Origin of the sequence: Kitasatospora sp. NRRL B-11411, from assembly GCF_000721345.1 — a bacterium.
In the GTDB taxonomy this organism is placed as follows: domain Bacteria; phylum Actinomycetota; class Actinomycetes; order Streptomycetales; family Streptomycetaceae; genus Kitasatospora; species Kitasatospora cineracea.
Map to the genome: position 1 here is coordinate 35,904 of NZ_JOGH01000006.1, position 26,994 is coordinate 62,897.

The following is a 26,994-nucleotide window of genomic DNA, read 5'->3' on the forward strand; positions in this document are numbered from 1 at the left end:
CGGCCAACCGAGCACCCACAGCCAGATCGCCCCGCAGGACAGCCACTTGCACTATCCCGCGGCCGCACCCACGCGCGACTCCCGCTGCGCGCAGTTCCCCGCGCCCCCGGTTCCGCACCGTCCCGCTCGCGCAGCAGCAGTCCCCACGTTCACGTGCCGAGCGGCCAGCCCTCCACCGCCGTGTAGCGGGCAGACCCGTAGCCCGTCTCGCTGCGCATCAGTTGGATCCGCCCGGCGGGCCATTCGGTGCCCCGGAACTCCCGCAGCGCGCCGGCCATCGCCCGCAGGTCGGCCGGGCCGCCCGGGCCGCGGCGGCGGGTGGTGCCGGCCCGGGCGAGGGTCAGGTGCGGGTGGAAGTCGCGCTCCTCGTCGGTGGCGCCGAGCGCGTGCTGCACGGCGGCGGCCAGCTCGCGCAGGGCCCGGACGTCCCCCTCGACGCCCGCCCACAGGGCCCGTTGGCCGAAGGTGCCGCCGCCGGCCAGTCGCAGCCGGTGGGCCGGGTGCTCGCCCGCGACCCGGGCCAGCTCGTGTTCGAGCGCGGGCACCTCATCGGCCGGTACTTCGCCGAGGAACGCCAGGGTGAGGTGCCACCCGGCGGGTTCGGTCCAGCGCAGCCCGCCCGCCCCGGGGAGTTCGCGCAGCGGCGCGGCGGCGTCGGTGAGTTCGAGCTTGGCGAGGGGCGGAGGGTTCACCGCGACGAAGAGCCTCATCCCGTCATCCTGCCGCACCGCCCCGGTCCTGCCATCGGATAAAAAGGCAGTCATGCACATCCGTACCGGAGGCCCCGATTCCACCCAGGACCTGCTCGCCCTGCTCGACGGCGCCGTCGCCTGGCTGGCCGCGCGCGGCCGCACCGGCCAGTGGGGCACCGTCCCGTGGTCGCAGCGGCCGGAGTCGGTGGCCCGGGCCGAGCGTTCCTGCCGCGAGCAGTTCGTCCGGATTGCCGAGCCCGACGGCGGTGGCGCCCCGCTCGGCATCTGCGTCATGTCGCAGCAGGCCCCCGCGTACGCGGGGACGGCCGACCGGCCCGAGCTGTACGTCCACTGGCTGGTGACCGACCGCGCGCACAGCGGTTCCGGCGTCGGTGCGGCCCTGGTCGCGGACGCCCGCCGCGAGGCCCGCGAGCGCGGCCTCGGCCTGCTGCGGGTGGACTGCTACGCGGGCGGGGACGGCCGGCTGGTCGAGCAGTACGAGCGGCTCGGGTTCACCCGTACCACCGCGTTCACCGTCGACCGGCCGGACGGCCCCTGGCCCGGGCAGGTCCTGGAGCAGCGCGTCCCCGCCCAGGGCTAGCAGGCGGTCGCCAGGTCGCCCTTCTGCACCACCGAGAACACCCGGCCCCTGGTCCGCACCGGGTGCAGGTCCAGGCGCAGGCGCAGGCCGCTGATCCGGCCGAGGACCAGCGCGACCACGCCGGCCGCCGCGGCGGAGACCAGGCCGCAGGCGAGCAGGCCGAAGCGCGGGCCGTACTGCGCGGTGATCCAGCCGACCAGCGGGGCGCCGATCGGGGTGCCGCCGGTGAAGACCAGGACCAGCAGGCCCATCACCCGGCCGCGCATCTCGGGGTCGGTGCCGAGCTGCAGCGCCGAGTTGACCGAGGTGTTGAAGGTCAGGCCGAACACGCCGATCAGGGTGAGCAGCAGCGCGAAGGTCCAGTAGCCGGGCGCGAGCGCGGCCAGCACCTCCAGCGCGCCGAAGGCGAGCGCCGCGAACACCAGCCGGCGCAGCCGGGGCGCGCCGCGGCGGGCGGCGAGCAGGGCGCCGGTCAGCGAGCCGACCGCCATCGCGGTGTTGAGCAGGCCGTACGCGCCCGCGCCGACGTGGAAGGTGTCGTGCGCGAAGCCGGCGAGCAGGGTCGGGAAGTTGAACCCGAAGGTGCCGATGAATCCGGCGAGCACCATCGGCCACAGCAGTTCGGGGCGTTCCCGAACGTACCGCAGGCCCTCGCGGAGCTGGCCGCGCTCGCGGGCGATCCGCTCGACGGGGCGCAGTTCGCTGCTGCGCATGGCGAGCAGGCCGCCGATGACCGCGACGAAGGAGAGCGCGTTGACGGCGAACGCCCAGCCGCTGCCGACCGCGGCGATCAGCGCGCCGGCGACGGCGGGGCCGACCAGGCGGGCGGTCTGGAAGTTGGCGGCGTTCAGGCTGACCGCGTTGGCCAGGTCCTTGGCGGGCACCATCTCGCTGACGAAGGCCTGCCGGGTCGGGTTGTCGACCACCGTGACCAGGCCGAGCAGCAGCGCGAACAGGTAGACCACGACGGGTGTGACGGCGCCGGTGATGGTGAGCAGGGCGAGGCCGGCGGCGAGCAGGCCCATCGCGCCCTGGGTGGCGACCAGCAGGCGGCGCTTGGGCAGCCGGTCGGCGAGGACGCCGCCCCACAGGCCGAGCAGCAGCATCGGCAGGAACTGCATGGCGGTGGTGATGCCGACCGCGAACGGGCTGCCGGTGAGGCTGAGCACCAGCCAGTCCTGGGCGATGCGCTGCATCCAGGTGCCGGTGTTGGAGACGACCTGGCCGGCGAAGTAGTACCGGTAGTTGCGGATGCGCAGGGACGAGAACATCCCTCCCGGGCGGGTGAACCGGCCCGGCGAAGCGGCGGGGGTCTCCGCCGCGGTGGGATGCTCGGGGTCGTCGTCGCCGCTGCCCGGCAGGCCCGTGGGGGCGGGTGCCTGGCTCTGCGCGGCGGGGGCGCCGGTGGGCGCGGTTCCGGTGGTGGCGGCCGCTTCGTCGGTGAGCGGTTCTTCGTGGCGCGGGCCCGCGGGGCGGGTGATCGGGCGCCGGGTGTCGGTGCGGAGGTCGGTGCGGATGGTCGCGGTGCGGATCGCGGCGGCGCGGGCGGCCGGCGGTGTCAAGGTGGTCTCCCCTCGGCGCGCCGCGACCGGTTCGGCGGTCGCGGCGCGGTGTGCGGTGCTGGTGGGTGCTGCGGTGATGCGGTTCTCCTTCGTACGCCCGGGACGGGACGGACCGGCTACAGGTTGGCCAGCTTGTAGAGCACGGGTGCGGCGGCCTTCAGCCGCTCCCACTCCTCCGCGTCGAGGTTCTCGGCGAGGGCCGCCAGCCAGGCGTTGCGCCGGCGGCGGGACTCGTTGAGGATCTCCTCGGCCTGCTCCGTACTGCTGACCACCACCTGTCGGCGGTCCTCCGGGTGCGGTTCGCGCCGCACCAGGCCCTTCTCCTCCAACATGGCGATGATCCTGGTCATCGACGGCGGCTGGACGTGCTCCTTGCGGGCCAGCTCGCCCGGTGTCGCCCTGCCGCAGCGGGCGAGGGTGCCGAGCACCCCCATCTCGGTGGGGCTCAGCGACTCTTCGACCCGCTGGTGTCGCAACCGTCGGGCCAGGCGCATCGCGGACGACCGCAGCTGGCTGACCGCCAGCAGGTCGTCCTCGGACATCTCGGGCATGTCATTAGCCTACGTCATTACCGAGTCTAAGGAAAATTGATTTCGCCCGGCCCGCGGCACGGGCCCGGCACGGGCCCGGTCCCCGGTACGGGCTCAGTCCGCGGTGAGGTGGAAGCCCAGCCGCCCGAAACGCAGCCGGTCGCCGGCCCGGACCACGGTGCCGCCGGCCACCCGGCGGTCGTTGACGAAGGTCCCGTTGCTGGAGCCCAGGTCGTACAGCACCCAGTCGCCGGCCTCGAAGCGCAGTTCGGCGTGGCGCCGGGAGACGGTCGAGTCGCCCAGCCGGAGGTCGCAGCCGGTCATCCGGCCGATCCGCAGCAGCCGGACGGCCGGGTCGGGCAGTTGCAGCCTGGTCAGCTGCTCGGCGTGCCAGGTCTGCCGGAGCCGGACCTGGAGCGCGGAGACCTTGGCGACGGTGCGCAGCAGCACCCGGGAGACCGGGCCGTAGGTGCGCAGGTCGCCGACCACCTCGGCGAGCTCGGCGCGGCTGCGGGCGGTCAGCACCAGTTCCATCCGGCGGATGAAGGTGTCGTGCGAGAGCCGGCCGCTGCCGACCCCGTCCCGCAGCACCGCCAGGGCGTCGTCCCGCTCGGCCTGCGAGGGGCGGGCGAGCTGGGTGCTGAACTCCTGAGCGGCCATAGCGTGATTGTCGGGTGACCGGCCCGCACTGTCCAGCACGCCGCCGGGACCGGTCCGCCGACCCGTCCGACTCCGGCCCGGGGCACGGCTTTTCGGTCCGGTCCCGGTCAACTCCCCCGCGCCGGGCCGCCGTCCTGGCAGGATCCATCCCGCCCAGCACCGACGACCGCCCTGCCGACCGACCCGACGACCGACCTGCCGACCGCCCTGCCGACCGACCCGACGACCGACCTGCCGACCGCCCTGCCGACCCACCCGACGACCCACCCACCCGACGACCAGCCCGGGGAGCGCCCGCCATGCCCGTGATCGCCGTGACCGGGCACCTCGACCTCGCCCCGGACACCGCCCGCGCCGTCCGCGCCGCCCTGGACGCGTTCCTCGCGCCGTACCCGGCAGGCGAGTTGACGGGAGTGTCCTGTCTCGCGCCGGGCGCCGACACGCTGTTCGCGGACGCCGTGCTGGCCCGCGGCGCCCGCCTGGTCGCCGTGCTGCCCGGCCCGTCCGCGCCGGGCCCGCACGCCGGCGCCGCCGAGCGCGCCGACTTCGACCGCCTGCGGGCCGCCGCGCACCGGGTGCTGGTGCTGCCCGCCGCCCGGCTCGACCCGGCCGCGTACGTCGCCGCCAACGACCGGCTGCTGCTGCTCGCCGACCGCGTGGTCGCGGTCTGGGACGGCGGGCCGGGCAACGGCCGGGGCGGGACGGCCGACATGGTCGCCGCCGCCCGGGCCGCCGGGCTGCCGGTGGACGTCCTGTGGCCGCCCGGCTCGACCCGCACCGGAAGGCCCTGAACGGGCTTACGGCTCCAGCCGGTTCGGGCCGCGGAACAGGAACACCGCGTCCCGGATCGAGGGCAGCCCGAGCGCCAGCATCAGCACCCGGCCCAGGCCCAGGCCGAACCCGCCGTGCGGCGGCATGCCGTACCGGAAGCAGTCCAGGTACCGGCCGAGCGGGCCCTCGGGGCTGGCGTCCATGCCCTTCTCCCGGGCCTGCGCGACCAGCCGGCCGTAGCGGTGCTCGCGTTGCGCGCCGGTGGTGATCTCCACGCCCTTCCAGAGCAGGTCGAAGGACTCGGTGACGGCCGGGTCGTCGGCCGACCGCAGGTGGTAGAACGGCCGCACCGAGGCCGGGAACCCGGTGACGAACACGAACTCGTGCCCGGTCTCCCGCTCCACCAGCGCGCTGAGCAGCCGCTCGCCCTCCGGGTCGAGGTCCTCCCGGACGCCCTCCGGGTCCCATCCGGCGTCCCGCAGCTTCTTCACCGCCTCGGCCATCGTCAGCCGGGGGAAGGGCAGTTCGGGCACCACGACCCGTACGCCCCAGTGCCGCTCGATCTGCTCGCCGTGCCGCTCGGCGACCAGCTCCAGCGCCCGGCGCAGCATCCGCTCCTCGAAGGACATCACGTCCTCCACCCCGTCGATCCACGCCAACTCGACGTCCACACCGGTGAACTCGGTCGCATGGCGGGACGTGAAGGAAGGCTCCGCGCGGAACACCGGACCGATCTCGAAGACCCGGTCGATGCCGCCCGCGATCGCCATCTGCTTGTAGAACTGCGGGGACTGCGCCAGGTACGCCTTCCGTTCGAAGTACCCGACCTCGAACACCTCCGCGCCGGACTCCGAGGCGGTGCCCATCAGCTTCGGCGTGTGCAGCTCGGTGCAGCCCTGCTCGGCGGCGACCTCCCGCATCGCCTGCTCGACGGTGGTCTGCACCTCGAACACCAGCCGCCGCTCCGGACGCCGGAGGTCCAGGAACCGCCAGTTCAGCCGCTGTTCGGGGCCGGTCTCCGGGCCGATCGGCAGCCCCGGCTCGGCGGCCGACACCACCTCGACCCGCTCCGGGACGATCTCCAGCCCACCGAGCTTCACCACCGGGTTCGCCACCACCCGCCCGGTCACCACCACCGCCGACTCCACCGTCAGCCCCCGCAGCAGCTCCCCGAGCGCGTCCCCCTCACCCCCGCGCCGGTGCGTGACCTGCACCATTCCGGTGTGGTCGCGCACCACCACGAACTGCACCTTGCTCTGCAGCCGCAGCGTGTTGACCCACCCCTTGACCGTCACCGTCCGACCGACCGCGGCCGGCAGCTCACCGACGAGGACACGCACCATGCCGAAGCAACTCCCTGGGTTGCGGGCGCGTTGTTCGCGCCACGAGAAGAGCGGTAGACAGCCGCCCGAGGACACGCCCACGCTAACCCGCCCGCCCCGACCGCCGCCTCGGGTTTTCACCCGTCCCCGGCGCTCTGTCCCTGCATTCAGGCTCTCCGAGCTCTACGGCGCCACATTAAATAGGAGAATAATAAAAAGAGAGAATGGCTGATTATCCACCACTCGCTTCACAATGGGCTTGCCGGACGGAAATCCCGCACCATAGGGTCTCCCCGAACCGAACTCGGGAGAATCCGTGGCAACGGGAAACGTCCAACTCCACTCCGAAGAGTTTTCCGCAGCGAGGGAGCTCGAATTCCAGGAAACCTACCGGAGCAGGGTCAAGGCCTTCGACGAACTCGACAGCGACCTGCGATCCGCCCGCACGTTCCAGCGCATCTACCTGGTTTCCATGGCCGGCGCCATCAGCCTGTCCGCATTCCTGGGGTACACCGTCGCCGTCGGCCTGTGGAACAGCCAACCCCTCTTCGCCCGGTGGGTCGGTCTGGCGATCGTGCTCACCCTCTGGGCATCGATGGGGCGAGCCGCCTGGATGAACCGGCGCGACATCGTGACCAAGACCGGCGCCCTGCGGAACGCCCTGCAGGACCGGCAGACGGCCGCCGCCAGGCTCCCGCTGGACTCTCCCTCGGCGCTGCGCATCTACCGCGAGTCCGCACTCGACACCATCGAGCAGTACCGCAAGGGGTCGAACAAGAATCGCCGGGTCCACAACCTCTTCCAAGCCGTCATCATCACCGGATCGATCGCCACGTCGACGCTCGCCGCGATGAATTCCGGCGACTCGGCCTGGCTGCGTTACTTCACCGCGGCCCTCAGTGCCTTCGTCGGAATCTCCGCCGGGATCACCGGCTACTTCAAGTTCCGGGAGCGCGGGTACAATCTCCAGTCGACGGCCGACGAGATCGAGAAGCACTACAACGCATCCCAGTTCATGCTCGACGAGTACGCCAGCTCCGATCCGTCTTCCCCCCTCTCGGAGACCGACCGGCTGCGCAAGTTCGCATGCCTCGTCGAACGCATCAAAGAGGAACAGCGCAAGCGCGAGCTCCAGCTGGAACAATCTAGTTCCGGCACCGAGGACCGGTCCGCTTGACGCACCCCGCCCGGAAATGGCGGTCCCCGCTGAGGTGGCTGCTCGCGCCGCTGGGCCACTGGAGGGCGAGACGTCTCGTGGCCGTCCATGGATCACTGCCGTACCCGACGGCCTGGTGCCTGCTGATGCTCCGCCGCTCCCCCGCCGAGATCGGCTACGTGCGGGCGGTGTCCGCCGAGACCCCGCTCGGGGACACCTCCCCGCCAGGTGTGACCAGGGACGACTGGACGGCTCTGAGCGACGTGGAGCACGCCCGGCGGCTGCGCTGGGTCAACCGGTACGGCGCCACACCGCTCGCCCTTCTTCGGCTGCCGGTCCAAGTCGTCGAGCTCTCCGGCCTCCGGGTCGTCGAGTGGGACCTGCCCCCCGGCTGCTCCGCCTGTTCACTACCGACTACCGGCGAGCCCTGACCGGGCGGCCTCCGCAAGCGCACGGCCCTCCCCCGCACCCGGGCGGGAGAGGGCCGTGCGACGGCCGGACGGCGTCAGAGGAGACCGAGGGCCGGCATCAGGTGGTAGAAGGCGAAGACCACGGCGACGCCGCACATGGCGATCGGGACGGTGCGGGCGCGGCCGGCGACGATGCGCAGGAGGCAGAAGGTGATGAAGCCGAAGCCGATGCCGTTGGTGATGGAAGCCACCATCGACTCGGGAAGGGACTCAGTCGGCCGTCCCCGCCGGTACGACCCATCGAGTGGACTGCCCGGTGATCGCCGCGATCATGTCGTAGTCGCCGTCGTAGTGCAGGACGCTGACACCGTGCCGCTCCGCCGTGGCTGCGATGAGCAGGTCCGCCATCGACAGTGCCCTGTGGTTGCCGCGGAACAGTGCCTGCTGCTGCACCTGCTTCGCCCGGTCCCACACCTCATCAGGACACGACAGGTAGTCGAAACCCCGAAGCAGGTGGCGCAGCCGATCGGCTTCGGCCAGGGTGCGGGCGCTGTACAGCACCTCCATCTCCACCGTCGGACTGACGGCGAGCAAGGCCCGCTGGGAGAGGTCGTCCAGCACCGGCCGCACGGACGGCTTCCCCCACCGAGCCAGGGCCGACTTGTCGATCAGGAAGTGCTCCCTGCTCACGCCACCGCCTGGTCGCCGGGCTCGTTGAGGAGGTCGAACTCCCCGCTTGCCACGGCGTCCGCGAACTCTATCCGGCGGGCGAGCTTGACGGCTTCGAGCAGGGCGGCGTTCACCGTGGCGACCTTGGTGGAGGTTCCGAAAAGCCGCTGCGCCTCGACCAGCAGCTCGTCGTCGAGATCGATCACGGTCCGTGTCATGGCTGTTCCTCCCTAGTGCGCCAACAAGAAAACGATATCAGTTCAGAGCAACTGTCGATATCAAATCGGCCCCGCACTCCTCGGAGGAGTGCGGGGCCGCCGACACAGCCGGGCTCGGGTCAGAGCAGGCCGAGGGCCGGCATCAGGTAGTAGAAGGCGAAGACCGCGGCGACGCCGTACATGGCGATCGGGACGGTGCGGGCGCGGCCGGCGACGATGCGCAGGAGGCAGAAGGTGATGAAGCCGAAGCCGATGCCGTTGGTGATGGAGTAGGTGAACGGCATCATCACGATGGTGAGGAAGGCCGGCATGGCGATGGTGAAGTCGGACCAGTCGATCTCCTTGATGGAGTTCGCCAGGATCAGGAAGCCGACGGTGACCAGCGCGGGGGTGGCGGCCTGGGCGGGGACCATGGTCGCCAGGGGGGTGAGGAAGAGGGCGAGCATGAAGAGCGCGCCGGTGACGATGGAGGCGAAGCCGGTGCGGGCGCCCTCGCCGACGCCGGCGGTGGATTCGACGAAGCAGGTGTTGGCGGAGGCGGAGGTGGCGCCGCCCGCGGCGGTGGCGATGCCGTCGACCATCAGGATCTTGTTGATGCCGGGGAGGTCGCCCTTCTCGTCGAGCAGGTGGGCCTCGTCGGCGACGCCGAGGATGGTGCCCATCGCGTCGAAGAAGCAGCTCATCAGCACGGTGAAGACGAACAGGATGCCGGTGAGGACGCCGACGTGCGAGAAGCCGCCGAACAGGCTGAAGTGGCCGACCAGGCCGAAGTCGGGGGTGGCGACGGGGTTGCCGGGCCAGGTGGGGACGGTGAGGCCCCAGGTCTCGGGGGCGAGGTCGGCGGCCTGCTGGATGACCACGGCGACGGCGGTCATGACGGCGATCGAGATCAGGATCGCGCCGGGGACCTTGCGGATGACCAGGGCCATGGTGAGCAGCAGGCCGAGGATGAAGATCAGCACGGGCCAGCCGTGCAGGTGCCCGCCGGCGCCGAGCTGGAGCGGGACGGTGGTGTGGGCGGCGTCCGGGACGCGGGTGACGAAGCCGGAGTCGACCAGGCCGACCAGGGTGATGAACAGGCCGATGCCGATGGCGATGGCCTTGCGCAGGCCGAGCGGGACGGCGTTCATGACGCGTTCGCGCAGGCCGGTGGCGACCAGCAGCATGATGGCGAAGCCGGCCAGGACGACCATGCCCATGGCGTCGGGCCAGGTCATCTTGGGGGCGAGCTGGAGCGCCACGATGGTGTTGACGCCGAGGCCGGCGGCGAGGCCGATCGGCACGTTGCCGATGACGCCCATCAGCAGGGTGGTCAGGCCCGCGGTGAGCGCGGTCGCGGTGACCAGCTGCCCACCGGCGAGGTGGGTGCCGTTCATGTCCGTGGCCGAGGCCAGGATGATCGGGTTGAGCACCAGGATGTACGCCATCGTGAAGAAGGTGGCGACACCACCGCGGATCTCGCGGGGCAGGGTGGAGCCTCGCTGCGAGATCTTGAAGAAGCGGTCCAGGGCGCCGGACGGGGGCTGCGGCGCGTTCTGGGAGGGCTCGGGCGACGCGGTGGTCGACTGGGCCTGCGGAGACATGTCGGGGGTCCTCGATCGGAAGGGGCCGGGGGAGACCGGGAGTCAAGGCGGGGGACATTTCAGTATGTCGATTCCGGTCGTGCACGCGCCATCTTCGCGCGTAGAGCGAGCCCATTACGGTCACACTCGATCACCATCGCTCACGTTCGGCCGCCCGAGAGGAGCGGCCGACCTCCTCTCCCCGACGGTCGACCGCCTCTCCCGGACGGCCCGGGCCGCCCCGTAGGCTAGGGCCCATGCCCAAGACCGCGCTGCGCTCCGCTCCCCCGCCCCTCGAGGGGAACGACGTCGCCATCGTCGGCACCGGCACGGTGCTGTGGTTCGTCGGCTTCGTGGCGCTGGTGCCGTTCCAGGGGTGGCTGTCCGACCACGACCACGGCACCTGGCCGTGGATCTGCCTGTCCGGCGGCCTGCTCGGCCTGATCGGCCTCAAGTACTGCACCGCCCGCCGCGCCGCGATCCGCCGCGCCCGCGCCGCCGAGGCGGCCGAGGCCGCCGGAGAACCCGGGGAAGCCGCGCTCTAGCGCACCGCCGCAGCACGCCGCCGTAACACACCGCCGCAGCACGCCGCCGCAGCACGCCGCCGTAACGCGCCACCGCAGCACGCCGCCGCCTCCCGCCACCCGTCCGGCCGGAATCCGGCCCGAGGCGGGACGCACCGAGCAAATCGCCCACCTAGAGTCGGTGCCATGACGCACTCAGCGGAAGGCACCGCCGCGCCCGGCCCGGGCCCCGGTCCGGGCCCCGTTCCGGGCCCCGGCGCGCACCCCACCGGCGCGGGCGGCGCGTACCAGCCCGGGCTGAGCGGTGCCGAGGTCGCCGAGCGGGTCGCCCGCGGGCAGCTGAACGACGTCCCGGTGCGTTCCAGCCGCTCGGTGCGGGAGATCGTCCGGGCGAACGTGTTCACCCGGTTCAACGCGATCATCGGGGTGATGTTCGGCATCATCCTGGTGGTCGGCCCGATCCAGGACGGCCTGTTCGGCCTGGTCATCGTCGCCAACACGGCGATCGGCATCGTCCAGGAGATGCGCGCCAAGAAGACCCTGGACAGCCTCGCGCTGATCGGCGAGGCCCGCCCGCAGGTCCGCCGGGACGGCGCCGCGGTGCAGGTCTCCGCCGGCGAGATCGTGCTGGACGACACCGTGCTGCTCGGCGTCGGCGACAAGGTCGTGGTGGACGGCACCGTCACCGAGGCGGACGCCCTGGAGGTCGACGAGTCGCTGCTGACCGGCGAGCCGGACCCCGTCCACAAGCGCCCCGGCGACCACGTGATGTCCGGCTCCTTCGTGGTGGCCGGCGCGGGCGCGTTCACCGCCACCAAGGTCGGCCGGGAGGCGTACGCCGCGAAGCTCGCCGAGGAGGCCAGCCGGTTCACCCTGGTCAAGTCCGAGCTGCGCACCGGCATCGACCAGATCCTGCGGTTCATCACCTACCTGCTGGTCCCCACCGCGATCGGCCTGGTGATCAGCCAGCTCGCGGTGCAGCGCAACGACTGGAAGGAGGCCGTCCGCCGGATGGTGGCCGGCATCGTGCCGATGGTCCCCGAGGGCCTGGTGCTGCTCACCTCGGTGGCCTTCGCCATCGGCGTGATCCGGCTCGGCCGCAAGCAGTGCCTGGTCCAGGAGCTGCCCGCGATCGAGGGCCTGGCCCGGGTCGACACCGTCTGCCTCGACAAGACCGGCACCCTCACCGAGGGCGGCATGGACCTGGTCGACCTCCGCCCGCTCGCCGACCCGGCACGGGCCCCGCAGGCCGAGAAGGCCGTGCTGGCCGAGGCGCTGGGCGCGATCGGCGCCGCCGACACCCGGCCCAACCCCAGCATGCAGGCCGTCATCGACGCGTACGGGCCCCCGCCGGAGGGGCGCTGGCGGCTGCTGGAGGCGATCCCGTTCTCCTCCGCCCGCAAGTGGAGCGGCGTCCAGCTGCTGGAGCCCGGCGGCACCGAGGGCAGCTGGCTGCTCGGCGCCCCCGACGTGCTGCTCCCGCCCGGCTCCCCCGCGCTGGCCGAGGTCGACGAGCTGGGCGCGCAGGGCCTGCGGGTCCTGCTGCTGGGCCGCAGCCCGCTGCCGCTGGACGACCCGGACCCGGCCGCCCGGCTGGAGCCGCTGGCCCTGCTGGTGCTGCAGCAGCGGCTGCGCGAGGACGCCGCGGACACCCTGCGCTACTTCCGCTCCCAGGGCGTCCGGGCCAAGGTCATCTCCGGTGACAGCGCCGTCTCGGTCGGCGCGGTCGCCGCCCACCTCGGCCTGCCCGGCGCCGACACCGCGACCGACGCCCGCACCCTGCCCGCCGACCCCGAGCAGCTCGCCGAGGCCGCCGACCGCACCGCCGTCTTCGGCCGGGTCACCCCGCAGCAGAAGCGCGCCCTGGTCGGCGCCCTGCAGTCGAAGGGCCACACCGTGGCGATGACCGGCGACGGCGTCAACGACGTGCTCGCCCTCAAGGACGCCGACATCGGCGTGGCGATGGGCACCGGCTCGGACGCGACCCGGGCCGTCGCCCAGATCGTGCTGCTGGACGACCGCTTCGCCACCCTGCCCTCGGTGGTCGCCGAGGGCCGCCGGGTGATCGGCAACATCGAGCGGGTCGCCGGGCTGTTCCTGGTCAAGACGGTCTACTCGGTGCTGCTGGCCCTGCTGGTGGTGTTCACCCAGGTCCCGTACCCGTTCCTGCCCCGGCACTCGACGGTGCTGTCCTCGCTGACCATCGGCATCCCGGCGTTCTTCCTCGCCCTCGCCCCCAACAACGAGCGGGCCCGCACCGGCTTCGTCCGCCGGGTGCTGCGGCTGGCCGTCCCCGGCGGCGTCATCTGCGGCGCGGCGACCTTCACCGCCTACGCGCTGGCCCGCGGCGACGACGAGACCACCCTGAAGGCCGACACCTCGGTCGCCACCCTGACCCTGTTCATCGTGGCCGTCTGGGTGCTCGCCATCGTCGCCCGCCCCTACACCTGGTGGCGCCTGCTGCTGATCGGCGCCATGTCCGGCGCGTTCGCGCTGGTCCTGGTGGTGCCCTGGCTCGCCGACTTCTTCCAGCTCCAACTCGTCGGCTGGCGCGACCCGTTGACGGGCGTGGCGGTCGCCCTGGTGGCGGGCTGCCTGCTGGAGGTCAGCGCCCGGGTGTTCGCGGAGCGGAAGTAGCCGCCGGGGCCCGCTACTCGTAGTCGCGGGCCGCCAGCAGTTCGTACGCCCGGTCGGGTTCGGTGAGGGCGGCGAGGATCTCGAAGCGGCGGTGCCACTGGTGCACGGACCAGGCCAGGCCGGCCGCGAGGCCCTCGGGGGTGGCGGCGTGCAGCAGGCCGGGGACGGGCGGGACGTCGAACTCGTCGTCCTCGTCGGCGGCTTCGGTGTCCTCCGGGTCGTAGGGCAGTTCGGGGGCGGTCGCGGCGGTGTCCCAGCGCCAGGCGACGTGCGCCTCCTCGCCGTCGGGGCCGACCACCAGGAGTTCCTCGTGCTCCTCGTAGACGGCGGGGCAGCCGGGCAGCAGTTCGCGGACCACCGCGGGGGTGCGGTGCAGGGTGCCCTCGGACAGGACGCGGCCGCCGGCCACCTCGCTGGCCAGCGAGACGTGCAGGCGCTCGGCGAGGGCGGGTGCGAGCAGCGGGTGGACGGGCAGCACGGCGTGGTCGTGGAGGAGTTCGACCAGGTCGGGGGCGTCGGCGACGACCGCGCTCGCGGCGTCCACGATGACGGTGCGGTCGTCCCGGCGGCCGGACTCGGAGTCCAGCGGGGCCAGGGCCCGCACCACGTCCAGGGCTTCGACGCGTTCGGCCGGGAGGGCGGCCAACAGGCTGTAGATGCCGTGCAGTTGGCGGTGGCTGACCTCGGAGAGCGGGTCGGTGAGCCGGTCGACCAGCTCGTCCGGGCCGTGCGGTTCGGCGAGCAGCGCGTTCAGCGTGGTGCGCACGCCGAGCGCGTGCAGGAACTGCGGGTCGAGCGTGGTGCGGGCCTCGTCGTAGAGGCCGCGCAGCAGCGGGTCGGCCCCGGCGGCGCGCAGGCCGGCCGGTTCGCGGCCGTCCAGCACCGGGTGGTCGCGCAGCCACCAGGCGGTGTAGGAGGGCAGGTCGGTGTAGCTGCCGTCGGGCAGCAGGGTGCGCACCGGCGTCACCACGGCGTCCCGGTAGGGGGGCTGGGCGAGCAGGGCGAGGGCCTCGGGCCAGGCGTCGTCGGCGACCAGGTCGAGGTCGCGGACTGCGAGCAGTTCGGCGGCGACCGGCGGGACGCCCAACTCCCCGGCGTCGTCGGCGTGCAGGGCCTCCAGGGCGTCCTCGCACCACTCGGCGAGGCCGTCGGGGGCCTCGTCGATCAGGCCGGTGGGGGCGCCGCCGGCCGCCCGGTCGGCGGGGGCGGTGGGGTCGAGGCGCTCCAGGTCGTCCGGGTCGAGGACGACGTCCTCGGCGCGCACCAGGGTGAAGGCGGTGAGCGCGCCGGCCGCGGCCAGCACCTCGGGGCCCCAGCGCTCGAACAGGTCGTCGTCGACGAAGGCGGCCTCGTCCTCGTCCACCAGGAGGGCCAACGGGCTTTCGGGGAGCAGGAGTTCACCAGCGCGGGCGAGTTCGCCCTCGTCGTCGGGCAGGGCCAGGCGGGCCAGCCAGGGGTGCTCGCCGGGGGCCGGGGCGGCGGCCTTGACCAGGGCGAGGACGGCGTCGGCGAGGTCGACGGCGGCATCGTAGTCGTCCTCGCCGAGCTCCAGCGAGCGGGCGACGGCGGCGCGGACCTCGGGGGTGTCCAGGACGCCCGCGGGGGTGGCGGTGGCGGCGCCGAGCTTGGCCAGCAGCGGGTGGGCGGCGTCGGGGTGGGCCAGCCGCAGGTCGAGCAGGTCGAGGGACTCGGCGAGCGTCTCGGGGTAGCCCTCGTAGCCGGCCCAGTCGGCCGGGTCGGAGGGCAGCAGGACCCGGCGCGGGCCGGTGACCGTGCGGCCGTCGGCGAGCGGGACGGGCAGCGCGCCGAGCGCCTCCGGGTCGGCGCCGGCCAGCGCCGCGTACAGGCCGCGCCACCAGGCGGGTTCGCGCTCCAGGCCGCCGAGCTGGTCGACCACCTCGGCGAGCGGGGTGCGGCGCACGCCGAGGGTGCGCAGTTCGGTGCGGCGCTCCAGGCCGGCCGGGAGCAGGCCGGGGAAGATCGGGGCGAGCGCCTCGACCACCGAGTGGTCGGCGCCCTCCAGCACGACGGCGTCGCGCGGGCGCAGCGCGGGGGTGCCCTCCTCGGCGCCCTTCGGGTGCGGCAGGAAGGGCGTCTCGGGCAGGCGGGCCAGCACGGCGGTGCGCAGCGCGTTGTCGAGGGCGCCCTGGCCGAGCGGGGCGGGGACGAGGTCCAGCGAGTGGAGGTCGGCGCCGCGGGCGCGCAGCAGGTCGGTGTAGGCGTCGGCGGCGCGCTCGGTGAGGAAGTCGGTGAGCGGGCCGGGCGCGACGTGCCGCCGGGTCGGGTCGAGCGGGTAGGAGGCGATCAGCAGCGCGGGCACGCCGAGCGGCTCATCGCTGGGCGTGGGCGCGTGCACCACGGCGGCGGTGCGCGGGCGCTGCGGGCGGCCCTGCCCGTCGACCGGGACGGCCCAGGTGAGCGTCCAGTACGGGCGGGCGCGCTCCTCGGTGGTCCGGTCGGCCAGCAGTTCGGGGGCGGCGGTGCCGGCGGCGCTGACGGTCTGCCAGGTGGTGCTGCGCTCCCCGTCGGTGATGGTGACGGCGGGCAGCTGCTCGGGGCGCGGCGGGTGCGCGGTGCGGGTCAGGGTGCGCACGCCCTCGGGGGTGTCGACGACCACCTCGGCCAGGCCGGGCAGGGTCAGCAGCAGGGCGTCGTCGATCTCGGCGAGCAGGCGGCGGGTGAGGTCCTCGGCGGCGGCGTCGCGCAGCGGCAGGACGACCACCGTGTGGTAGCCCTCGGGGGCTTCGCCCTCGGCCGGGAACGGCACCCGGAGCACCGGCAGGTGGCCCTCGCGCCGGGTCAACTCCCCGGCGAGCTGCGGGATTTCGGCGACCAGCGCGCGGGCGTCGGTGAGCGACCAGCGCACCCCGCCGGTGTGGCCGAGCACGGCGGGCTCGTCGCTGACGGCCAGCACCGCGGCGAAGCCGACACCGAACCGGCCGACCACGTCCCGCTCGTCCTCGCGCTTGGCGGAGGCCCGCAGCGTGGAGAGCGACTCGACGCCCGCCGCGTCCAGCGGGGCGCCGGTGTTGGCGGCCGCCAGCACGCCGTCCCGCAGGGTCAGCCGGAGCCGGCCGGCGGTGCCCGCCCGGGCGGCCGCGTCGGCGGCGTTCTGGGCGAGTTCGACGATCAGCCGGTCCCGGTAGCCCCCGAGCGCGAGCTCCTCCTCGGCGTTGGCGTCCTCCCGGAATCTGGCGGGCGCGGCCGTCCAGGCGGTGAGCACGGTGTGCCGCAGCCGGGCCGTGTCGAAGACGTCCGACCCCTGGGGGGACGCCGCGCTGCCGATGATCCGAGACTCCACGTGCCGAGCCGCCCTTCGCGTGGTCTGCGTACGAGTCGGCATTCTGCCAGGGGTCCGGGACGGGCCACGCCGGCTGTGCGCGGGAGCAGGGGCGCGGGGAACTGCGCGCTTCGGGAGGCACGCGTCGGCCAGGACCGCGACGGGGACGGTGACTTGCCGCCCCCTCGCGGTCCTGCTGCGCGCACGCCGGCCGGAGCGCGGCGCTTACGCGTGGCCGAGTTCCTCGACCGGCGCGTCCGGTTCGACCGAGCCGGAGGTGCGGTCGGGGTGCAGCGGGAGGGGTTCGACGACCGTCTCGTCGAGGATCAGTTCGCTGGGGACGGGCGGGGCGGGCAGGACGGCGGCCTCGGAGTGCGCGCCGCAGCCGTAGGCGAGCGAGACGACCTGGCCGTCGGCGGGGCCGAACTCGTTGCCGCAGACGCCGAACGCCTGGCCGAGCGAGCCGCCGATCGGGACCAGGAAGCCGCAGGTGTCGCAGGAGGCCGGGGCGGACTGTGCCATCGGGGTCTGCGGGCCGTACGCGTTCTCCCAGCGCTCGGCGGCCTGGTGCAGGCCGCGCCGGGACAGGACGCGGGGGCGGCCGAGGCCGAGTTCCTCGGCGATCGCGCCGATCTCGGCGCGGGCGGGCGCCTGCTGGACGTCCTCGACGGTGGCGATCTCGTCCTCGGCGGCCTCGGCGAGCGCCGAGTTGGGGGCGATCTCGTCCTCGCCGGTCCAGCCGGGCTCCAGGCGCAGGTCGTCGGCGCCGGTGGGCAGCAGGTCGCCGGGGCCGAGGTCGCCGGGCCGCAGGCGCTCGCTCCACGGCACCCACTGCGGGGCGAGGACGGCGCCCGCGCCGGGCAGCAGCGCGATCTCGTCGAGGGTGACGTTCTTGGCGCGCGGGGCGCGGGCGACGGTCACCGCCCAGTGCCAGCCCCGGTAGGCCGGGTCGAGGCACTCGAAGGTGTGGGTGACGACGCGTTCGGCGTCCGCGCCCGCCTTCACGTGGGGGCCGACGACGGCCTCCCCGACGCTGTCCACCACGGCCTGGCGGGCGAGGTCGACGGCTTCTGCACAGAGCCGGTCAGGGGTACGGCTTCGCATCGCAGCACTCACGGCGTCGGTTCTCTCCCAGTCCTGTCATCCTGCGGCCTTGCGGTGGCCGCCGTCGGGCGGGCGCACCGGCTGCCGCTGCCACGTCTCCGGGGCGGCCCCCGCGAGCACGGGGCCGGTCCATTCTGCTAGACCCGGGGCCGCTCCGGGGCCGGGCCGCGCCGCCCAGGTCGGCCACCCCCCTGCGGGAGGCCGGGCATGCGCGTAGTGCAGGCTACCCGCCGGTCGGTGGTGCAGCACAGTCCGGGCCGTGGGGGCGGGCGCGCCGACGCCCGGACAATCACTCGTTAGGTCGGCGATTCTCGGGCAGGATGGGTGTGTGGCGGAGGAGATTCCGCCGCGGCACGAGCCGGGTCCCGAGCAGGCCGAAGGCCGTTCGGGAGCGTCCGCCGTGTCGCGGCAGCATCCGGTGGCCCCCGGCGAGCCGGAGGCCGATGCCACCTGTCCGACGCCCCGTCAGCCGGGCCCGGACCTCTCGAAGCACCCGGCCCCGGACTCCCCCACCGACCCCGCCGACCCCGCCGACCCGGACGCGCCGACGGTGCGGGCCCGGGGCCTCTGGGCGCGCGGCGCGTCGGCGGCGGGGGTGCGCACCGGCCGGGTGGTGCACGGCACGGGCCGGCGGATCCGGCGGGCGACGTCGGCGGAGGGCGCGGGCGAGTCCGGCCTGGCGAAGCTGATCGAGCTGCACGCGCTGAACTCGTTCGGCGACATGCTGATCACGGTGGCGCTGGCGTCCACCATCTTCTTCTCGGTGCCGACCGGCGAGGCCCGCGGCCGGGTCGCGCTGTACCTGCTGATCACGATGGCGCCGTTCGCGGTGCTGGCCCCGGTGATCGGCCCGCTGCTGGACCGGCTGCCGAACGGCCGCCGCTCGGCGATGGCGATGTCGATGCTGGCCCGGGCGGCGCTGGCCTGGGTGATGGCGGGGGTGGTGACCGGCGGCGGGCTGGCGCTGTACCCGGAGGCGCTGGGCGTGCTGGTGGCGTCGAAGGCGTACGGGGTGGTGCGCAGCGTGGTGGTGCCGCGGCTGCTGCCCGCCCAGTTGTCGCTGGTGAAGGCGAACTCGCGGGTGACGCTGGCGGGTCTGCTGACCACGCTGGTGGCGGGCGGGGTGGGCGGGCTGCTGCACCTGATCGGGCCGGGGTGGCCGCTGCGCGGGGCGTTCGTGGTGTTCGTGATCGGCACGCTGATGGCCTTCCACCTGCCGCACCAGGTGGATTCGGCGAAGGGCGAGCAGCGGGCGGAGCTGCACGCCGAGCCGCACGAGGTGCGGCCCAAGGGGGTGCTGCGGGCGGTCGGCCCGTCGGTGGTGATGGCGCTGCGCGGGGTGGCGTCGCTGCGCTGGCTGGTCGGGTTCCTGGTGATGTTCCTGGCGTTCCTGATCCGCCGGGACCCGCCGGGCGGCCTGCCGGGGACGGTGGCGCTGGGCCTGGTCGCGGCGGCGGCGGGGCTGGGCAACGCGCTGGGGTCGGTGCTGGGCTCGTGGCTGCGCACCCGCGGCTCGGAGGTGACGGTGACGGCGGTGCTGGCGCTGGCGACGGCGGCGGCGGGCGCGGCGGCGCTCTGGTACGGGGTGGTGACGGTGACGGTGGTGGCGGGCGTCGCGGGGATGGCGGCGTCGCTGGGCAAGCTGGCGCTGGACGCGCTGATCCAGCGGGACGTGCCGGAGGCGGTGCGGACCTCGGCGTTCGCCCGGTCGGAGACGGTGCTGCAGCTGAGCTGGGTGGCGGGCGGCGCGGTGGGCATCGCGCTGCCGCTGAACGCGGTGCTGGGGCTGACGGTGGCGGCGTCGGTGATGACGGTGATGCTGCTGTGGACGTTCCGCTCGCTGCTGCGGGTCGGGCCGCGCCGGTCGGCCGCGCGGCCCCGGGTGGCCTGAGCGGCGGGCCGGGCCGGGGTGCGCGGCGCGCCCGCGCTCGGCGTAACCTCGGGCGACTCGGGCACCCCGGCGTCGTGTGATCACGGAAGGCGAGTAGCCTCTTGCGCATGAGCCTCAGCACCCGTGCCATCGCCGGTATCGCCGGCGTCGTCGTCGTCGGCGCCGCCTCCCTCGGTACCGGTATCTACTGGGCGAACGACGCCGGCAAGCCCCGTGAGAACGTGGCGACGATGGTCGTCGGCACCTCGACCACCACCGCCGCCCCCTTCTGCTACAACGACGGCAAGCCGCTCGACGAGGACTACCTCACCAAGTGCCTGTCGGACATCAAGCAGGCCCGCAAGGACGCCAAGCTCCCGAAGCTGGACGTCCGCGCCAGTGACCAGATCGGCGTCGGCGTGCCGAAGGACCTGGCCGACAAGGGCTGGTTCGCGCTGACCAACGGCGGCTCCAACGGCCAGGTGCCGCTGGCCGGCGGCGCCGACGGCTCGGTCGTCACCGGGGTGACCTACTCCGGTTCGAAGAGCGCCGGCGCCCTGATGTCGAGCAACGACGTGACGTCGGTGACGGTGGTCTCGCAGGACAAGAAGTCCCAGGAGTACTACGCGGTCTGGGCCTTCGACCTGGACAACAAGAGCAGCTGAACCGCCGGTCGATGACCGCTGAGCGCACCGACGAGCAGCCCGGCCCCGCCGCCGGGCTGCTCGTCGTCGTCGCCGTGGAGGCGGAGGCCGGGGCGGTGCGGCGCGGGCTGGGCGCGGGTTCGGGCGCCGTGGTGCTGGCGGCCGGGGTCGGCCCGGCGGCCGCGGCGGCGGGCACGGCGGCGGCGCTGGCCGGCGGCCGGTACCGGCTGGTGCTGTCGGCGGGCATCGCGGGCGGGTTCGCGCCCGCGGCGCCGCTCGGGTCGCTGGTGGTGGCGGACGCCGTGCTGGCGGCCGACCTGGGCGCCGAGACGCCGGACGGCTTCGCGGACGTCGCCGAGCTGGGCTTCGGCACGGTGCGGCACCCGGTGCCGCCGGGCCTGGTGGCGGCGCTCGCGGGGGCCACCGGCGGGGCGGTCGGCGAGGTGCTGACGGTGTCCACGGTGACCGGGTCGGCGGAGCGCGCCGCGCTGCTGAGGGGGCGTCACCCGCGGGCGCTGGCCGAGGCGATGGAGGGTTTCGGGGTGGCCGAGGCGGCCGCCCGCTGCGGTCTCGCGGCCGGTGAGCTGCGGGCCGTGTCCAATGCCGTCGGGCCGCGCGACCGCGCGTCCTGGCGGATCGGCGACGCGCTGGCGGCCCTGGAGCGGGCCTTCGCGGCGCTGCCGCCGGTGTCCGTCCTGCTCAAGGAGGTCTGAGATGGCCGAGCCGCTCAGCGTCGCGTACTCGCCCTGCCCGAACGACACCTTCGTGTTCCACGCCTGGGCGCACGGCCTGGTGCCGGGCGCGGACGCCCCCGCGGTCAGGTTCGCGGACATCGACGTCACCAACGGGCTGGCCGAGCGCGGCGAGCTGGACGTGCTGAAGATCTCCTACGGCCAACTGCCCTGGGTGCTGGACGAGTACGCGCTGCTGCCGTGCGGCGGGGCGCTGGGCCGGGGCTGCGGGCCGCTGGTGCTGACGGCCGGCCCGCGGGAGGCGGCGGAGCTGGCCGGGCGGCGGGTCGCGGTGCCCAGCGAGCGCTCGACGGCGTACCTGCTGTTCCGGCTGTGGGCGGCCGAGGCGGTGCCGGGCGGGTTCGGCGAGATCGTGGTGCTGCCGTTCCACGAGATCATGCCGGCCGTCCGGGACGGGAAGGTGGACGCCGGGCTGGTGATCCACGAGGCCCGGTTCACGTACCAGGAGTACGGGCTGCACTGCCTGGCCGACATGGGCGAGGCGTGGGAGGCGGCGACCGGGCTGCCGATCCCGCTGGGCGCGATCGTGGCCCGGCGCTCGCTGGGCGCCGAGCGGCTGCGCGAACTGGCCGACACCGTGCGGGCGTCGGTGCGCGCGGCCTGGGCGGACCCGGCGGCCTCCCGGGAGTACGTGCTGGCGCACGCCCAGGAGATGGACCCGGCCGTCGCCGAGCAGCACATCGGGCTGTACGTCAACGAGTTCACCGAGGACCTCGGCGAGGCCGGCTACGCGGCGGTGCGCGGCCTGCTCGCCCGGGCCGCCGAGCGGGGACTCGTCCCCGCCGTCGACCCGGGCGCGCTGGCGTTCGCCTGACGGCCGGTCAGACGTCGAACTGGTCGGCGATGGCGCGCAGCACCATGGCGATCTTCTGGCCCTCCGGCTTGCCCGGGTAGCGGCCGCGCTGCAGGCCCGGCAGCACGCTGTCCAGCTTGGTGATCAGGTCCTGGACGATCGGGGCCATGTCGTCGGCGCTCTTGCGCTGGGCGGCGGCCACCGAGGGCAGCGCGTCCAGCAGTTGGACGCTCATCGCCTGGTCGCCGCGGTGGCCCGCGGCGATCCCGAACTCGACCCGCTGGCCCGGCCTCAGCGTGGTGACGCCCGCGGGCAGCGCCTTGGTGTGGACGAAGACCTCGCCCCCGTCGTCGCGCGACAGGAAGCCGTAGCCCTTCGTCTCGTTGAACCACTTGACCTGGCCGGTGGGCATCTCGAACAGTCCTCGGTATCGGGTGCGTGCGGCCTCGTCGGGCCGCGGGTGGATGTGCGGGTGGGCGCCCCGGTCGGGCGGCCGGTCTCGCTCAGTGGAGCAATGATCCCTCAGCGTTCACCGGAACGGCGAAGGGATTCCGGACCGGGGCGCGGCCGTGCCCCGCGCTCGCTGCGCCCTCCACTGGCTCACACCCCCGATCGGTGCCGGGCGGGCGTTCGTGGACCATCGGCAGGTCCGCCCGCGCGATGGCTGCATACCCGGGGGCGGCGCGGGTCGAAACTCCTTGCGCGCACGGAGTTGCGCGCTGTGACGCCGGGCCGGTCAGGAGGGGTCGGCGAGGTGGCCGCCGAGCCAGCCCAGCGAGGCCGGGAGCATCCGGGACCAGGTGGTGAAGTTGTGGCCGCCGCTGTCCAGGGTGATCGCCGAGACCTTGGTCGGGGTGCCCTTGGCGGCGGCCCGGAACCGCTCGGTCTGGTCGTAGTAGTCGCCGTCGCCCTCCCGGCTGCCGCCGACCAGCAGCGCGGTGGCCGGGGCCGGCAGGTGGGCGAGGCGCCACTCCAGGTCGGCCTGGTCGCGGCGGGCCCCGTCGCCGCCGAACAGGTCCCCGGTGGTCGGGTCCTCGGCGGCCTTGTAGTAGCCGGACAGCGACACCGCGGCGGCGAACACGTCGGGGTGACGCATCGCCAGCTTCAACGCGCAGTAGCCGCCGGTGGAGTTGCCGATCACGCCCAGGCTGCCCGGCCCCTCCGCGATCCGGTAGGAGGTGCGCAGCGCGGCGGGCACGTCGGCGCTGAAGTACCGGTCGGCCTGCGGGCCGCCCGGCACGTCCTCGCACTCGGTGTCCCGGGGCATCGCCGGGGAGGGGCGCATCAGCACCAGCACGGTGGGCTTGGCCCGGCCCTGCTCGGCCAGTTTGAACTGCACGGACGGGTAGTTGAGTTTGGTGACCAGGTTCTTGGCGTCGCCGGGGAAGCCGGTGATGGCGATCACCGCGGGGAAGCGCTTGGCCCGGTACTCGGGGCGGAAGTACTGCGGCGGCAGGTAGACGTAGCCCTCAGTGGTCAGGCCGGTGCTCGCCCCGGGCAGCCGGACCCGCTCCAGCCGGCCGACCTGCTCGGGGGCCCGGCCGGCCGCGCCGGTGTCGCGGACGTTCTCGGCGGCCAGCGTCTGGACGGCGGGGGCGCGGCCGAGCAACTGGTTCTGGATGGTCACCGGGCCGTCGTCGCCGGTGCCCAGCAGGTCGTCCCAACTGCTGTAGAAGGCGAAGGAGTTGTTGGCCATCAGGGCCAGCGTGCAGAGCACCGCCAGCTGGGTGCCGACGATGGTGCCGAGCCGGCCCAGCACCGCCCGCCAGCCGCGCCCGGCCAGCCGGGGCCAGAGCCAGACCGTGCCCCCCACCGCCAGCACCGACAGCAGCGCGGACAGTGCCAGCACCTTGTGACTGGTCAGACCCATGTGCCCGTACGCCCCGCTCGCCCGTCGCCGTTCCCGCTGCCGCCCTTCAGCATGCCTGAGGGATTCCTGGGAATCCTGAGCGTTCAGTCGGAACGTGTGTCGCCGCGCCCCCGCCGATCGGAGGGGGCGCGCGGTGGGACAATCGACGGGAGTGCCCCGCGCGAAGGCGCCGGGAGCGCCCCGTGCGAAGGAGTGGTGAGAGTGAGCGACCGTCCCGACGACCCCGGTGACGTGCTGGTCCGCGTCGGCGGCATCGTGTTCGGCATCGGCATGCTGGCCACCGTCGCCACCTTCGTGCCGCTCTTCCTCGACCTGACCCGGCTGCCCACGTTCGCGTACTGGCTGTCGATGCTGATGCCGCTGGGCCTGCTGGTCGCCCTGGTCGGGCTGTTCGCCAACGCCCGGAGCAGCTCCCGGCGGCGGCGCGCCCGGCAGGCCGCCGCCACCGGCACCGCCGCCGCGGGCTGAAGCCCCGTCAGGCCCGGTGCGCGGCCAGCCAGGCCGGGAACTCGGTGAGGTCGCCCAGCACCGCGTCCGCCCCGGCCCCGGCCAGCTCGGCGGCGCTGTACGGACCGGTGGCCACGCCCACCGCGACGGCGTCCGCGGCCCGGGCGCCGCGGATGTCGCCCAGGTGGTCGCCGACGTAGACGTCCGCGCCGTGCGCGCGCAGCGCCTCGCCCTTGGTCTCCGCCCACAGGTCGCCGACCAGCACGTCCACCTCCAGCCCGATCGCGTCCAGGTGACGGCGGGCGTTCGGCTCCCACTTGCCGGTGATCACCAGCACCCGGCCGCCCGCCGCCCGGACCGCGGCCACCGCCGCCAGCGCACCGGGCAGCTCGACGGTCGGCGCGATGGCGTGCTCCACGTACAGCTCGCGGTAGCGGTCGGCCACCGCCTCCAGCCGCTCCGGCGGGTACCAGTTGGCCAGTTCCCGCACCAGCGGCGGCCCGAGCCGGCTGACCACCAGGTCGGAGTCGATGACGGTGCCGGTCTCGGCGGCCAGCACGTCGTACGTGGCCTTGATGCCGGGGCGGGTGTCGAGGAGCGTCATGTCGAGGTCGAAACCGACGGTGAGAGCCATGCGGCCAGCCTAGCCAGCGGGGTTTCGGGCCCGAAAAGCCGGGGGGAAAGCCGCATCGCGGACATACTGGCTGCGGACGTACTGGCTGACGACCGACCGCGCCGCCGGAGGAGGTCCCGGGTGCCACCCCCGCTGTCCCGCCGGGCCGCCCTCGCCGGGCTCGGCGCCGCCCTGCTCACCGGCTGCGGCCCGCACCCGTTGCCCGAGGGGCCGCCGCTGCCCGCCGCCGCCGACGGCTCGCCCACCGGCAGCGGCACCCCCGCGCCGGCCCAGCCCAGTCCCCCGCCGCGCCCCGCCGTCACCGTCGACGCCGCGGACGGGCCGGTCACCGTGCCCGGCGGGGTGCTCCGGGTGGTCGTCCGGGACACCGCCGAGCTGGACTCCGCGATGACCCTGGGCATCACCCCCGTCGGCGCCGCCAAGGCCCCGCTGGACGCCGGCCTGCCCGGCTACTGGCCCGCCTCCCGGCTCGCCCGGATCGCCGTGGTCGGCGACCTCGGGGCCGCCCCCGACACCGCCGCGATCACCGCCCTGCGGCCGCAGCTGGTGCTCACCAACCTGACCCGCGACGCCGACCGCCTCCCGGCCCTGCGGGCGATCGCCCCGACCGTGGCGACCCGGACCACCGGCGCGCCCTGGCGGGAGGACTTCCAGCTGCACGCCGCCGCCCTGGACCGCCGCGAGCAGGCCGCCGCCGTGGTCGCCGGGTACGAGCGGCACGTCGGCCAGGCCAGGGCCGCCCTCGCCGCGGCCGGCGCCGACGGGCAGCGGATCAGCCTGGTCCGCTTCGTCGAGGGCTCCCCCGCCGTCCGGCTGTACGCCCGGCAGAACTTCCCCGGCAGCGTCCTGGCCGACCTCGCGCTGCCCCGCCCCGACCCGCAGAACGCCGACCGCTTCGACACCGAGACCGCCCCCGACCGGCTCGCCCCCGCCGACGGCGACCTGCTGCTGTACGCCGGCTACGGCGACCCCGCCCGCAACGGCCTGACCGCCGCCCTCGCCTCCCCCGGCTGGCAGGCGCTGGGCGCCGTCCGCGCCCACCGCGCCTTCCGGGTCGACGACCAGCTGTGGTTCCAGGGCATCGGCTACACCGGCGCGCACTTCCTGATCGCCGAACTGCTGTACCTGCTCGGCGCGGGCTGACCCCGGCGGAGCACCCGCGTCGGGGCACACGCGTCGGGGCGCGCACCTCCGGGACGTGCCCGCCGGGCGCGCACCGTCGGAGAGGCCCCGCTACCCCTTGCGGCGGCGCAGCGTCACCGCCAGCACGAACAGCGCCGTCAGCACCGCCGCGGCCCGCAGCACGCCCGGCGCGGCCGCCCAGGTGGTGGCGCCCGCGTCGCTGCCCGGGGCCAGCGCGTTGCCCCAACGGCCCTTCTCCCGGCCCCAGTTCCACACCGTCAGACCGGTCACCGTGACCAGCGGGATGCCCAGCACGGCGAACTTCTTCATCAGGTCGGTCCAGCCCTTCGACAGGTACGCCGCGGCCCAGCCGAGCAGCATCACCAGCAGTTGGCCGGTCACCGCCCCGGCCAGCAGCAGGCCCGCGCCGAGCAGCAGCAGCGGCGCCGGCCTGCGGGCCCCGGCCGCCGCGGCGGGGGCGGGGGCGGGGGGCGCCGACGGGGCGTCAGGAGCGGCCTTCGGCTTGCCGAACAGCGCCGCCAGCAGGATCCGCCCCACCCCGGGGCGTTCGCGGGCGGGCTCCGGGGCGGGCTCGGGCGCCGCCTCCGGTTCGGGCACGGGCTCCGGGGCCGGTTCGGGCGCGGCCTCCGGTTCGGGTTCCGCCAGGCCGAAGTACTGCGCGGTCCACCCGGGCTGCCCGATCCCGAAGTCCGGGGCGCTCAGGTCCTCCGAGTACGCGAAGGCCCGGTCGACCTCGGACTGCGACGACTCCCTGCCGACCGGCCCGACCGGCCCGGCCGGCGTCCGCGGCTTGCCCAGCTCGACGGCCGCGGCCCGCGGCGGCTGCGCGGGCACCGGCGGGACCGGCGGTGCGGCGGGGGCCTCGGGGACGGCAGCCGGCGGCGGCTCCGCCGCCGGCCGGGGCAGGTACACGCTCCCCCCGCCGTCCGAACCGTCCGCCGCCCCGCCCTCGCGCCACCACGAGCCGTCCGCCATCGCCCCGCCACCCGCCCTCACGTCCACGTACCCGCCGCCCACCGAGACGGTACCCACCCCCGCCCGCCCGAAGCGAGCCCCGACCGGCTGCCGGAAGCAAGCCCCGACCGGCTGCCGTCCCCGGCCCCGCGGCGCCGGAGCGGCCGCGGATTCGTACGGAGTTCGTCC

Annotated in this window: 27 protein-coding genes; 12 read left to right on the forward strand and 15 right to left on the reverse strand. The window is 74.5% G+C overall.

What is annotated here, in order from left to right; all coding sequences use genetic code 11:
* Positions 1–149 precede the first annotated feature (149 nt).
* Positions 150–710: an RNA 2',3'-cyclic phosphodiesterase gene (gene thpR / locus IH44_RS0104560; protein ID WP_051816553.1), complete on the reverse strand. Its 561-nt coding sequence runs from the start codon at positions 708–710 to the stop codon at positions 150–152.
* A 52-nt stretch (positions 711–762) separates the two neighbouring features.
* On the opposite strand from thpR, the gene IH44_RS0104565 reads away from it, so the two are divergent.
* The gene (locus tag IH44_RS0104565; RefSeq protein WP_030458086.1) at positions 763–1,293 is read left to right on the forward strand and encodes a GNAT family N-acetyltransferase; all 531 of its coding nucleotides are present in this window, start codon (positions 763–765) and stop codon (positions 1,291–1,293) included.
* On the opposite strand, the gene IH44_RS0104570 is transcribed toward IH44_RS0104565, so the two are convergent.
* The 3 genes from IH44_RS0104570 to IH44_RS0104580 form a co-directional block, all read right to left on the reverse strand.
* Positions 1,290–2,855 carry an MFS transporter gene (locus IH44_RS0104570; protein WP_030458087.1) on the reverse strand — a complete coding sequence of 522 codons (1,566 nt, stop codon included), beginning with the start codon at positions 2,853–2,855 and terminating at the stop codon, positions 1,290–1,292. The two genes, IH44_RS0104565 and IH44_RS0104570, sit on opposite strands and share 4 nt — an antisense overlap.
* A gap of 116 nt (positions 2,856–2,971) precedes the next feature.
* Positions 2,972–3,406 carry a MarR family winged helix-turn-helix transcriptional regulator gene (locus tag IH44_RS0104575; protein ID WP_030458088.1) on the reverse strand — a complete coding sequence of 145 codons (435 nt, stop codon included), beginning with the start codon at positions 3,404–3,406 and terminating at the stop codon, positions 2,972–2,974.
* A gap of 93 nt (positions 3,407–3,499) precedes the next feature.
* Positions 3,500–4,045 carry a DUF1707 and FHA domain-containing protein gene (locus IH44_RS0104580; RefSeq protein WP_030458089.1) on the reverse strand — a complete coding sequence of 182 codons (546 nt, stop codon included), beginning with the start codon at positions 4,043–4,045 and terminating at the stop codon, positions 3,500–3,502.
* Between the two features lie 299 nt (positions 4,046–4,344).
* Between IH44_RS0104580 and IH44_RS0104585 the strand changes: the two genes are divergently transcribed.
* Complete coding sequence (locus IH44_RS0104585) at positions 4,345–4,836, forward strand: hypothetical protein (protein ID WP_030458090.1); 492 nt, start codon at positions 4,345–4,347, stop codon at positions 4,834–4,836.
* Between the two features lie 6 nt (positions 4,837–4,842).
* Here the strand turns inward: IH44_RS0104585 and aspS are convergent, their stop codons facing one another.
* Positions 4,843–6,159 (reverse strand): aspartate--tRNA(Asn) ligase, encoded by a 1,317-nt coding sequence (aspS, locus tag IH44_RS0104590; protein ID WP_030458091.1) that lies wholly within the window; start codon positions 6,157–6,159, stop codon positions 4,843–4,845.
* 295 nt (positions 6,160–6,454) lie between these two features.
* On the opposite strand from aspS, the gene IH44_RS43915 reads away from it, so the two are divergent.
* Complete coding sequence (locus tag IH44_RS43915) at positions 6,455–7,315, forward strand: DUF4231 domain-containing protein (RefSeq protein ID WP_107066466.1); 861 nt, start codon at positions 6,455–6,457, stop codon at positions 7,313–7,315.
* 77 nt (positions 7,316–7,392) lie between these two features.
* A complete protein-coding gene (locus tag IH44_RS0104600; RefSeq protein WP_157852102.1) occupies positions 7,393–7,725 on the forward strand; it encodes a hypothetical protein in 333 nt (110 codons plus the stop codon).
* Positions 7,726–7,799: 74 nt separating this feature from the next.
* On the opposite strand, the gene IH44_RS45160 is transcribed toward IH44_RS0104600, so the two are convergent.
* The 4 genes from IH44_RS45160 to IH44_RS0104620 all read right to left on the reverse strand — a co-directional run bounded on the left by IH44_RS45160 (position 7,800) and on the right by IH44_RS0104620 (position 10,174).
* Positions 7,800–7,958 (reverse strand): hypothetical protein, encoded by a 159-nt coding sequence (locus IH44_RS45160; RefSeq protein ID WP_369794895.1) that lies wholly within the window; start codon positions 7,956–7,958, stop codon positions 7,800–7,802.
* 16 nt (positions 7,959–7,974) lie between these two features.
* Entirely contained in the window at positions 7,975–8,394 is a 420-nt protein-coding gene (locus IH44_RS0104610) for a PIN domain nuclease (RefSeq protein ID WP_030458094.1), read from the reverse strand.
* The gene (locus tag IH44_RS0104615) at positions 8,391–8,591 is read right to left on the reverse strand and encodes a type II toxin-antitoxin system VapB family antitoxin (RefSeq protein ID WP_030458095.1); all 201 of its coding nucleotides are present in this window, start codon (positions 8,589–8,591) and stop codon (positions 8,391–8,393) included. Before IH44_RS0104615 ends, IH44_RS0104610 begins: the two co-directional genes overlap by 4 nt.
* Positions 8,592–8,710: 119 nt before the next feature.
* The gene (locus IH44_RS0104620) at positions 8,711–10,174 is read right to left on the reverse strand and encodes an NCS2 family permease (protein ID WP_030458096.1); all 1,464 of its coding nucleotides are present in this window, start codon (positions 10,172–10,174) and stop codon (positions 8,711–8,713) included.
* A gap of 236 nt (positions 10,175–10,410) precedes the next feature.
* On the opposite strand from IH44_RS0104620, the gene IH44_RS0104625 reads away from it, so the two are divergent.
* Both IH44_RS0104625 and IH44_RS0104630 read left to right on the forward strand, forming a co-directional pair.
* Positions 10,411–10,698, forward strand: coding sequence for a DUF2530 domain-containing protein (locus IH44_RS0104625; protein WP_030458097.1), 288 nt, complete (start codon positions 10,411–10,413; stop codon positions 10,696–10,698).
* Positions 10,699–10,863: 165 nt separating this feature from the next.
* Positions 10,864–13,314, forward strand: a complete 2,451-nt coding sequence (locus IH44_RS0104630; protein ID WP_030458098.1) for an HAD-IC family P-type ATPase — start codon at positions 10,864–10,866, stop codon at positions 13,312–13,314.
* A gap of 13 nt (positions 13,315–13,327) precedes the next feature.
* Here the strand turns inward: IH44_RS0104630 and IH44_RS0104635 are convergent, their stop codons facing one another.
* Positions 13,328–16,615, reverse strand: coding sequence for a sacsin N-terminal ATP-binding-like domain-containing protein (locus IH44_RS0104635; RefSeq protein ID WP_030458099.1), 3,288 nt, complete (start codon positions 16,613–16,615; stop codon positions 13,328–13,330).
* A gap of 204 nt (positions 16,616–16,819) precedes the next feature.
* Positions 16,820–17,698 carry a DUF3027 domain-containing protein gene (locus IH44_RS0104640; protein ID WP_030458100.1) on the reverse strand — a complete coding sequence of 293 codons (879 nt, stop codon included), beginning with the start codon at positions 17,696–17,698 and terminating at the stop codon, positions 16,820–16,822.
* Between the two features lie 595 nt (positions 17,699–18,293).
* Here IH44_RS0104640 and IH44_RS0104645 point away from each other — a divergent pair.
* The 4 genes from IH44_RS0104645 to IH44_RS0104660 all read left to right on the forward strand — a co-directional run bounded on the left by IH44_RS0104645 (position 18,294) and on the right by IH44_RS0104660 (position 21,778).
* Positions 18,294–19,589 (forward strand): MFS transporter, encoded by a 1,296-nt coding sequence (locus tag IH44_RS0104645; RefSeq protein WP_232794826.1) that lies wholly within the window; start codon positions 18,294–18,296, stop codon positions 19,587–19,589.
* 107 nt (positions 19,590–19,696) lie between these two features.
* Positions 19,697–20,233, forward strand: coding sequence for a DUF2771 family protein (locus tag IH44_RS0104650; protein WP_030458102.1), 537 nt, complete (start codon positions 19,697–19,699; stop codon positions 20,231–20,233).
* 11 nt (positions 20,234–20,244) lie between these two features.
* A complete protein-coding gene (locus tag IH44_RS0104655; RefSeq protein WP_030458103.1) occupies positions 20,245–20,925 on the forward strand; it encodes a futalosine hydrolase in 681 nt (226 codons plus the stop codon).
* Between the two features lies 1 nt (position 20,926).
* Positions 20,927–21,778, forward strand: a complete 852-nt coding sequence (locus IH44_RS0104660) for a 1,4-dihydroxy-6-naphthoate synthase (protein ID WP_030458104.1) — start codon at positions 20,927–20,929, stop codon at positions 21,776–21,778.
* 7 nt (positions 21,779–21,785) lie between these two features.
* On the opposite strand, the gene IH44_RS0104665 is transcribed toward IH44_RS0104660, so the two are convergent.
* Together IH44_RS0104665 and IH44_RS0104670 are read right to left on the reverse strand one after the other, a co-directional pair.
* Positions 21,786–22,169 (reverse strand): cold-shock protein, encoded by a 384-nt coding sequence (locus IH44_RS0104665; RefSeq protein WP_030458105.1) that lies wholly within the window; start codon positions 22,167–22,169, stop codon positions 21,786–21,788.
* Between the two features lie 324 nt (positions 22,170–22,493).
* Positions 22,494–23,627 carry an alpha/beta hydrolase family protein gene (locus IH44_RS0104670; protein WP_030458106.1) on the reverse strand — a complete coding sequence of 378 codons (1,134 nt, stop codon included), beginning with the start codon at positions 23,625–23,627 and terminating at the stop codon, positions 22,494–22,496.
* Positions 23,628–23,828: 201 nt separating this feature from the next.
* On the opposite strand from IH44_RS0104670, the gene IH44_RS0104675 reads away from it, so the two are divergent.
* Positions 23,829–24,095: a hypothetical protein gene (locus tag IH44_RS0104675; protein WP_030458107.1), complete on the forward strand. Its 267-nt coding sequence runs from the start codon at positions 23,829–23,831 to the stop codon at positions 24,093–24,095.
* Between the two features lie 7 nt (positions 24,096–24,102).
* Here IH44_RS0104675 and IH44_RS0104680 read toward each other — a convergent pair whose 3' ends face one another.
* Complete coding sequence (locus tag IH44_RS0104680) at positions 24,103–24,708, reverse strand: HAD family hydrolase (protein ID WP_030458199.1); 606 nt, start codon at positions 24,706–24,708, stop codon at positions 24,103–24,105.
* A 120-nt stretch (positions 24,709–24,828) separates the two neighbouring features.
* On the opposite strand from IH44_RS0104680, the gene IH44_RS0104685 reads away from it, so the two are divergent.
* On the forward strand, positions 24,829–25,851 hold the full coding sequence (locus tag IH44_RS0104685) for an ABC transporter substrate-binding protein (RefSeq protein ID WP_035953928.1): 1,023 nt from the start codon (positions 24,829–24,831) through the stop codon (positions 25,849–25,851).
* A gap of 90 nt (positions 25,852–25,941) precedes the next feature.
* Here the strand turns inward: IH44_RS0104685 and IH44_RS42370 are convergent, their stop codons facing one another.
* Positions 25,942–26,883, reverse strand: coding sequence for a hypothetical protein (locus IH44_RS42370; RefSeq protein ID WP_157852104.1), 942 nt, complete (start codon positions 26,881–26,883; stop codon positions 25,942–25,944).
* Positions 26,884–26,994 lie beyond the last annotated feature (111 nt).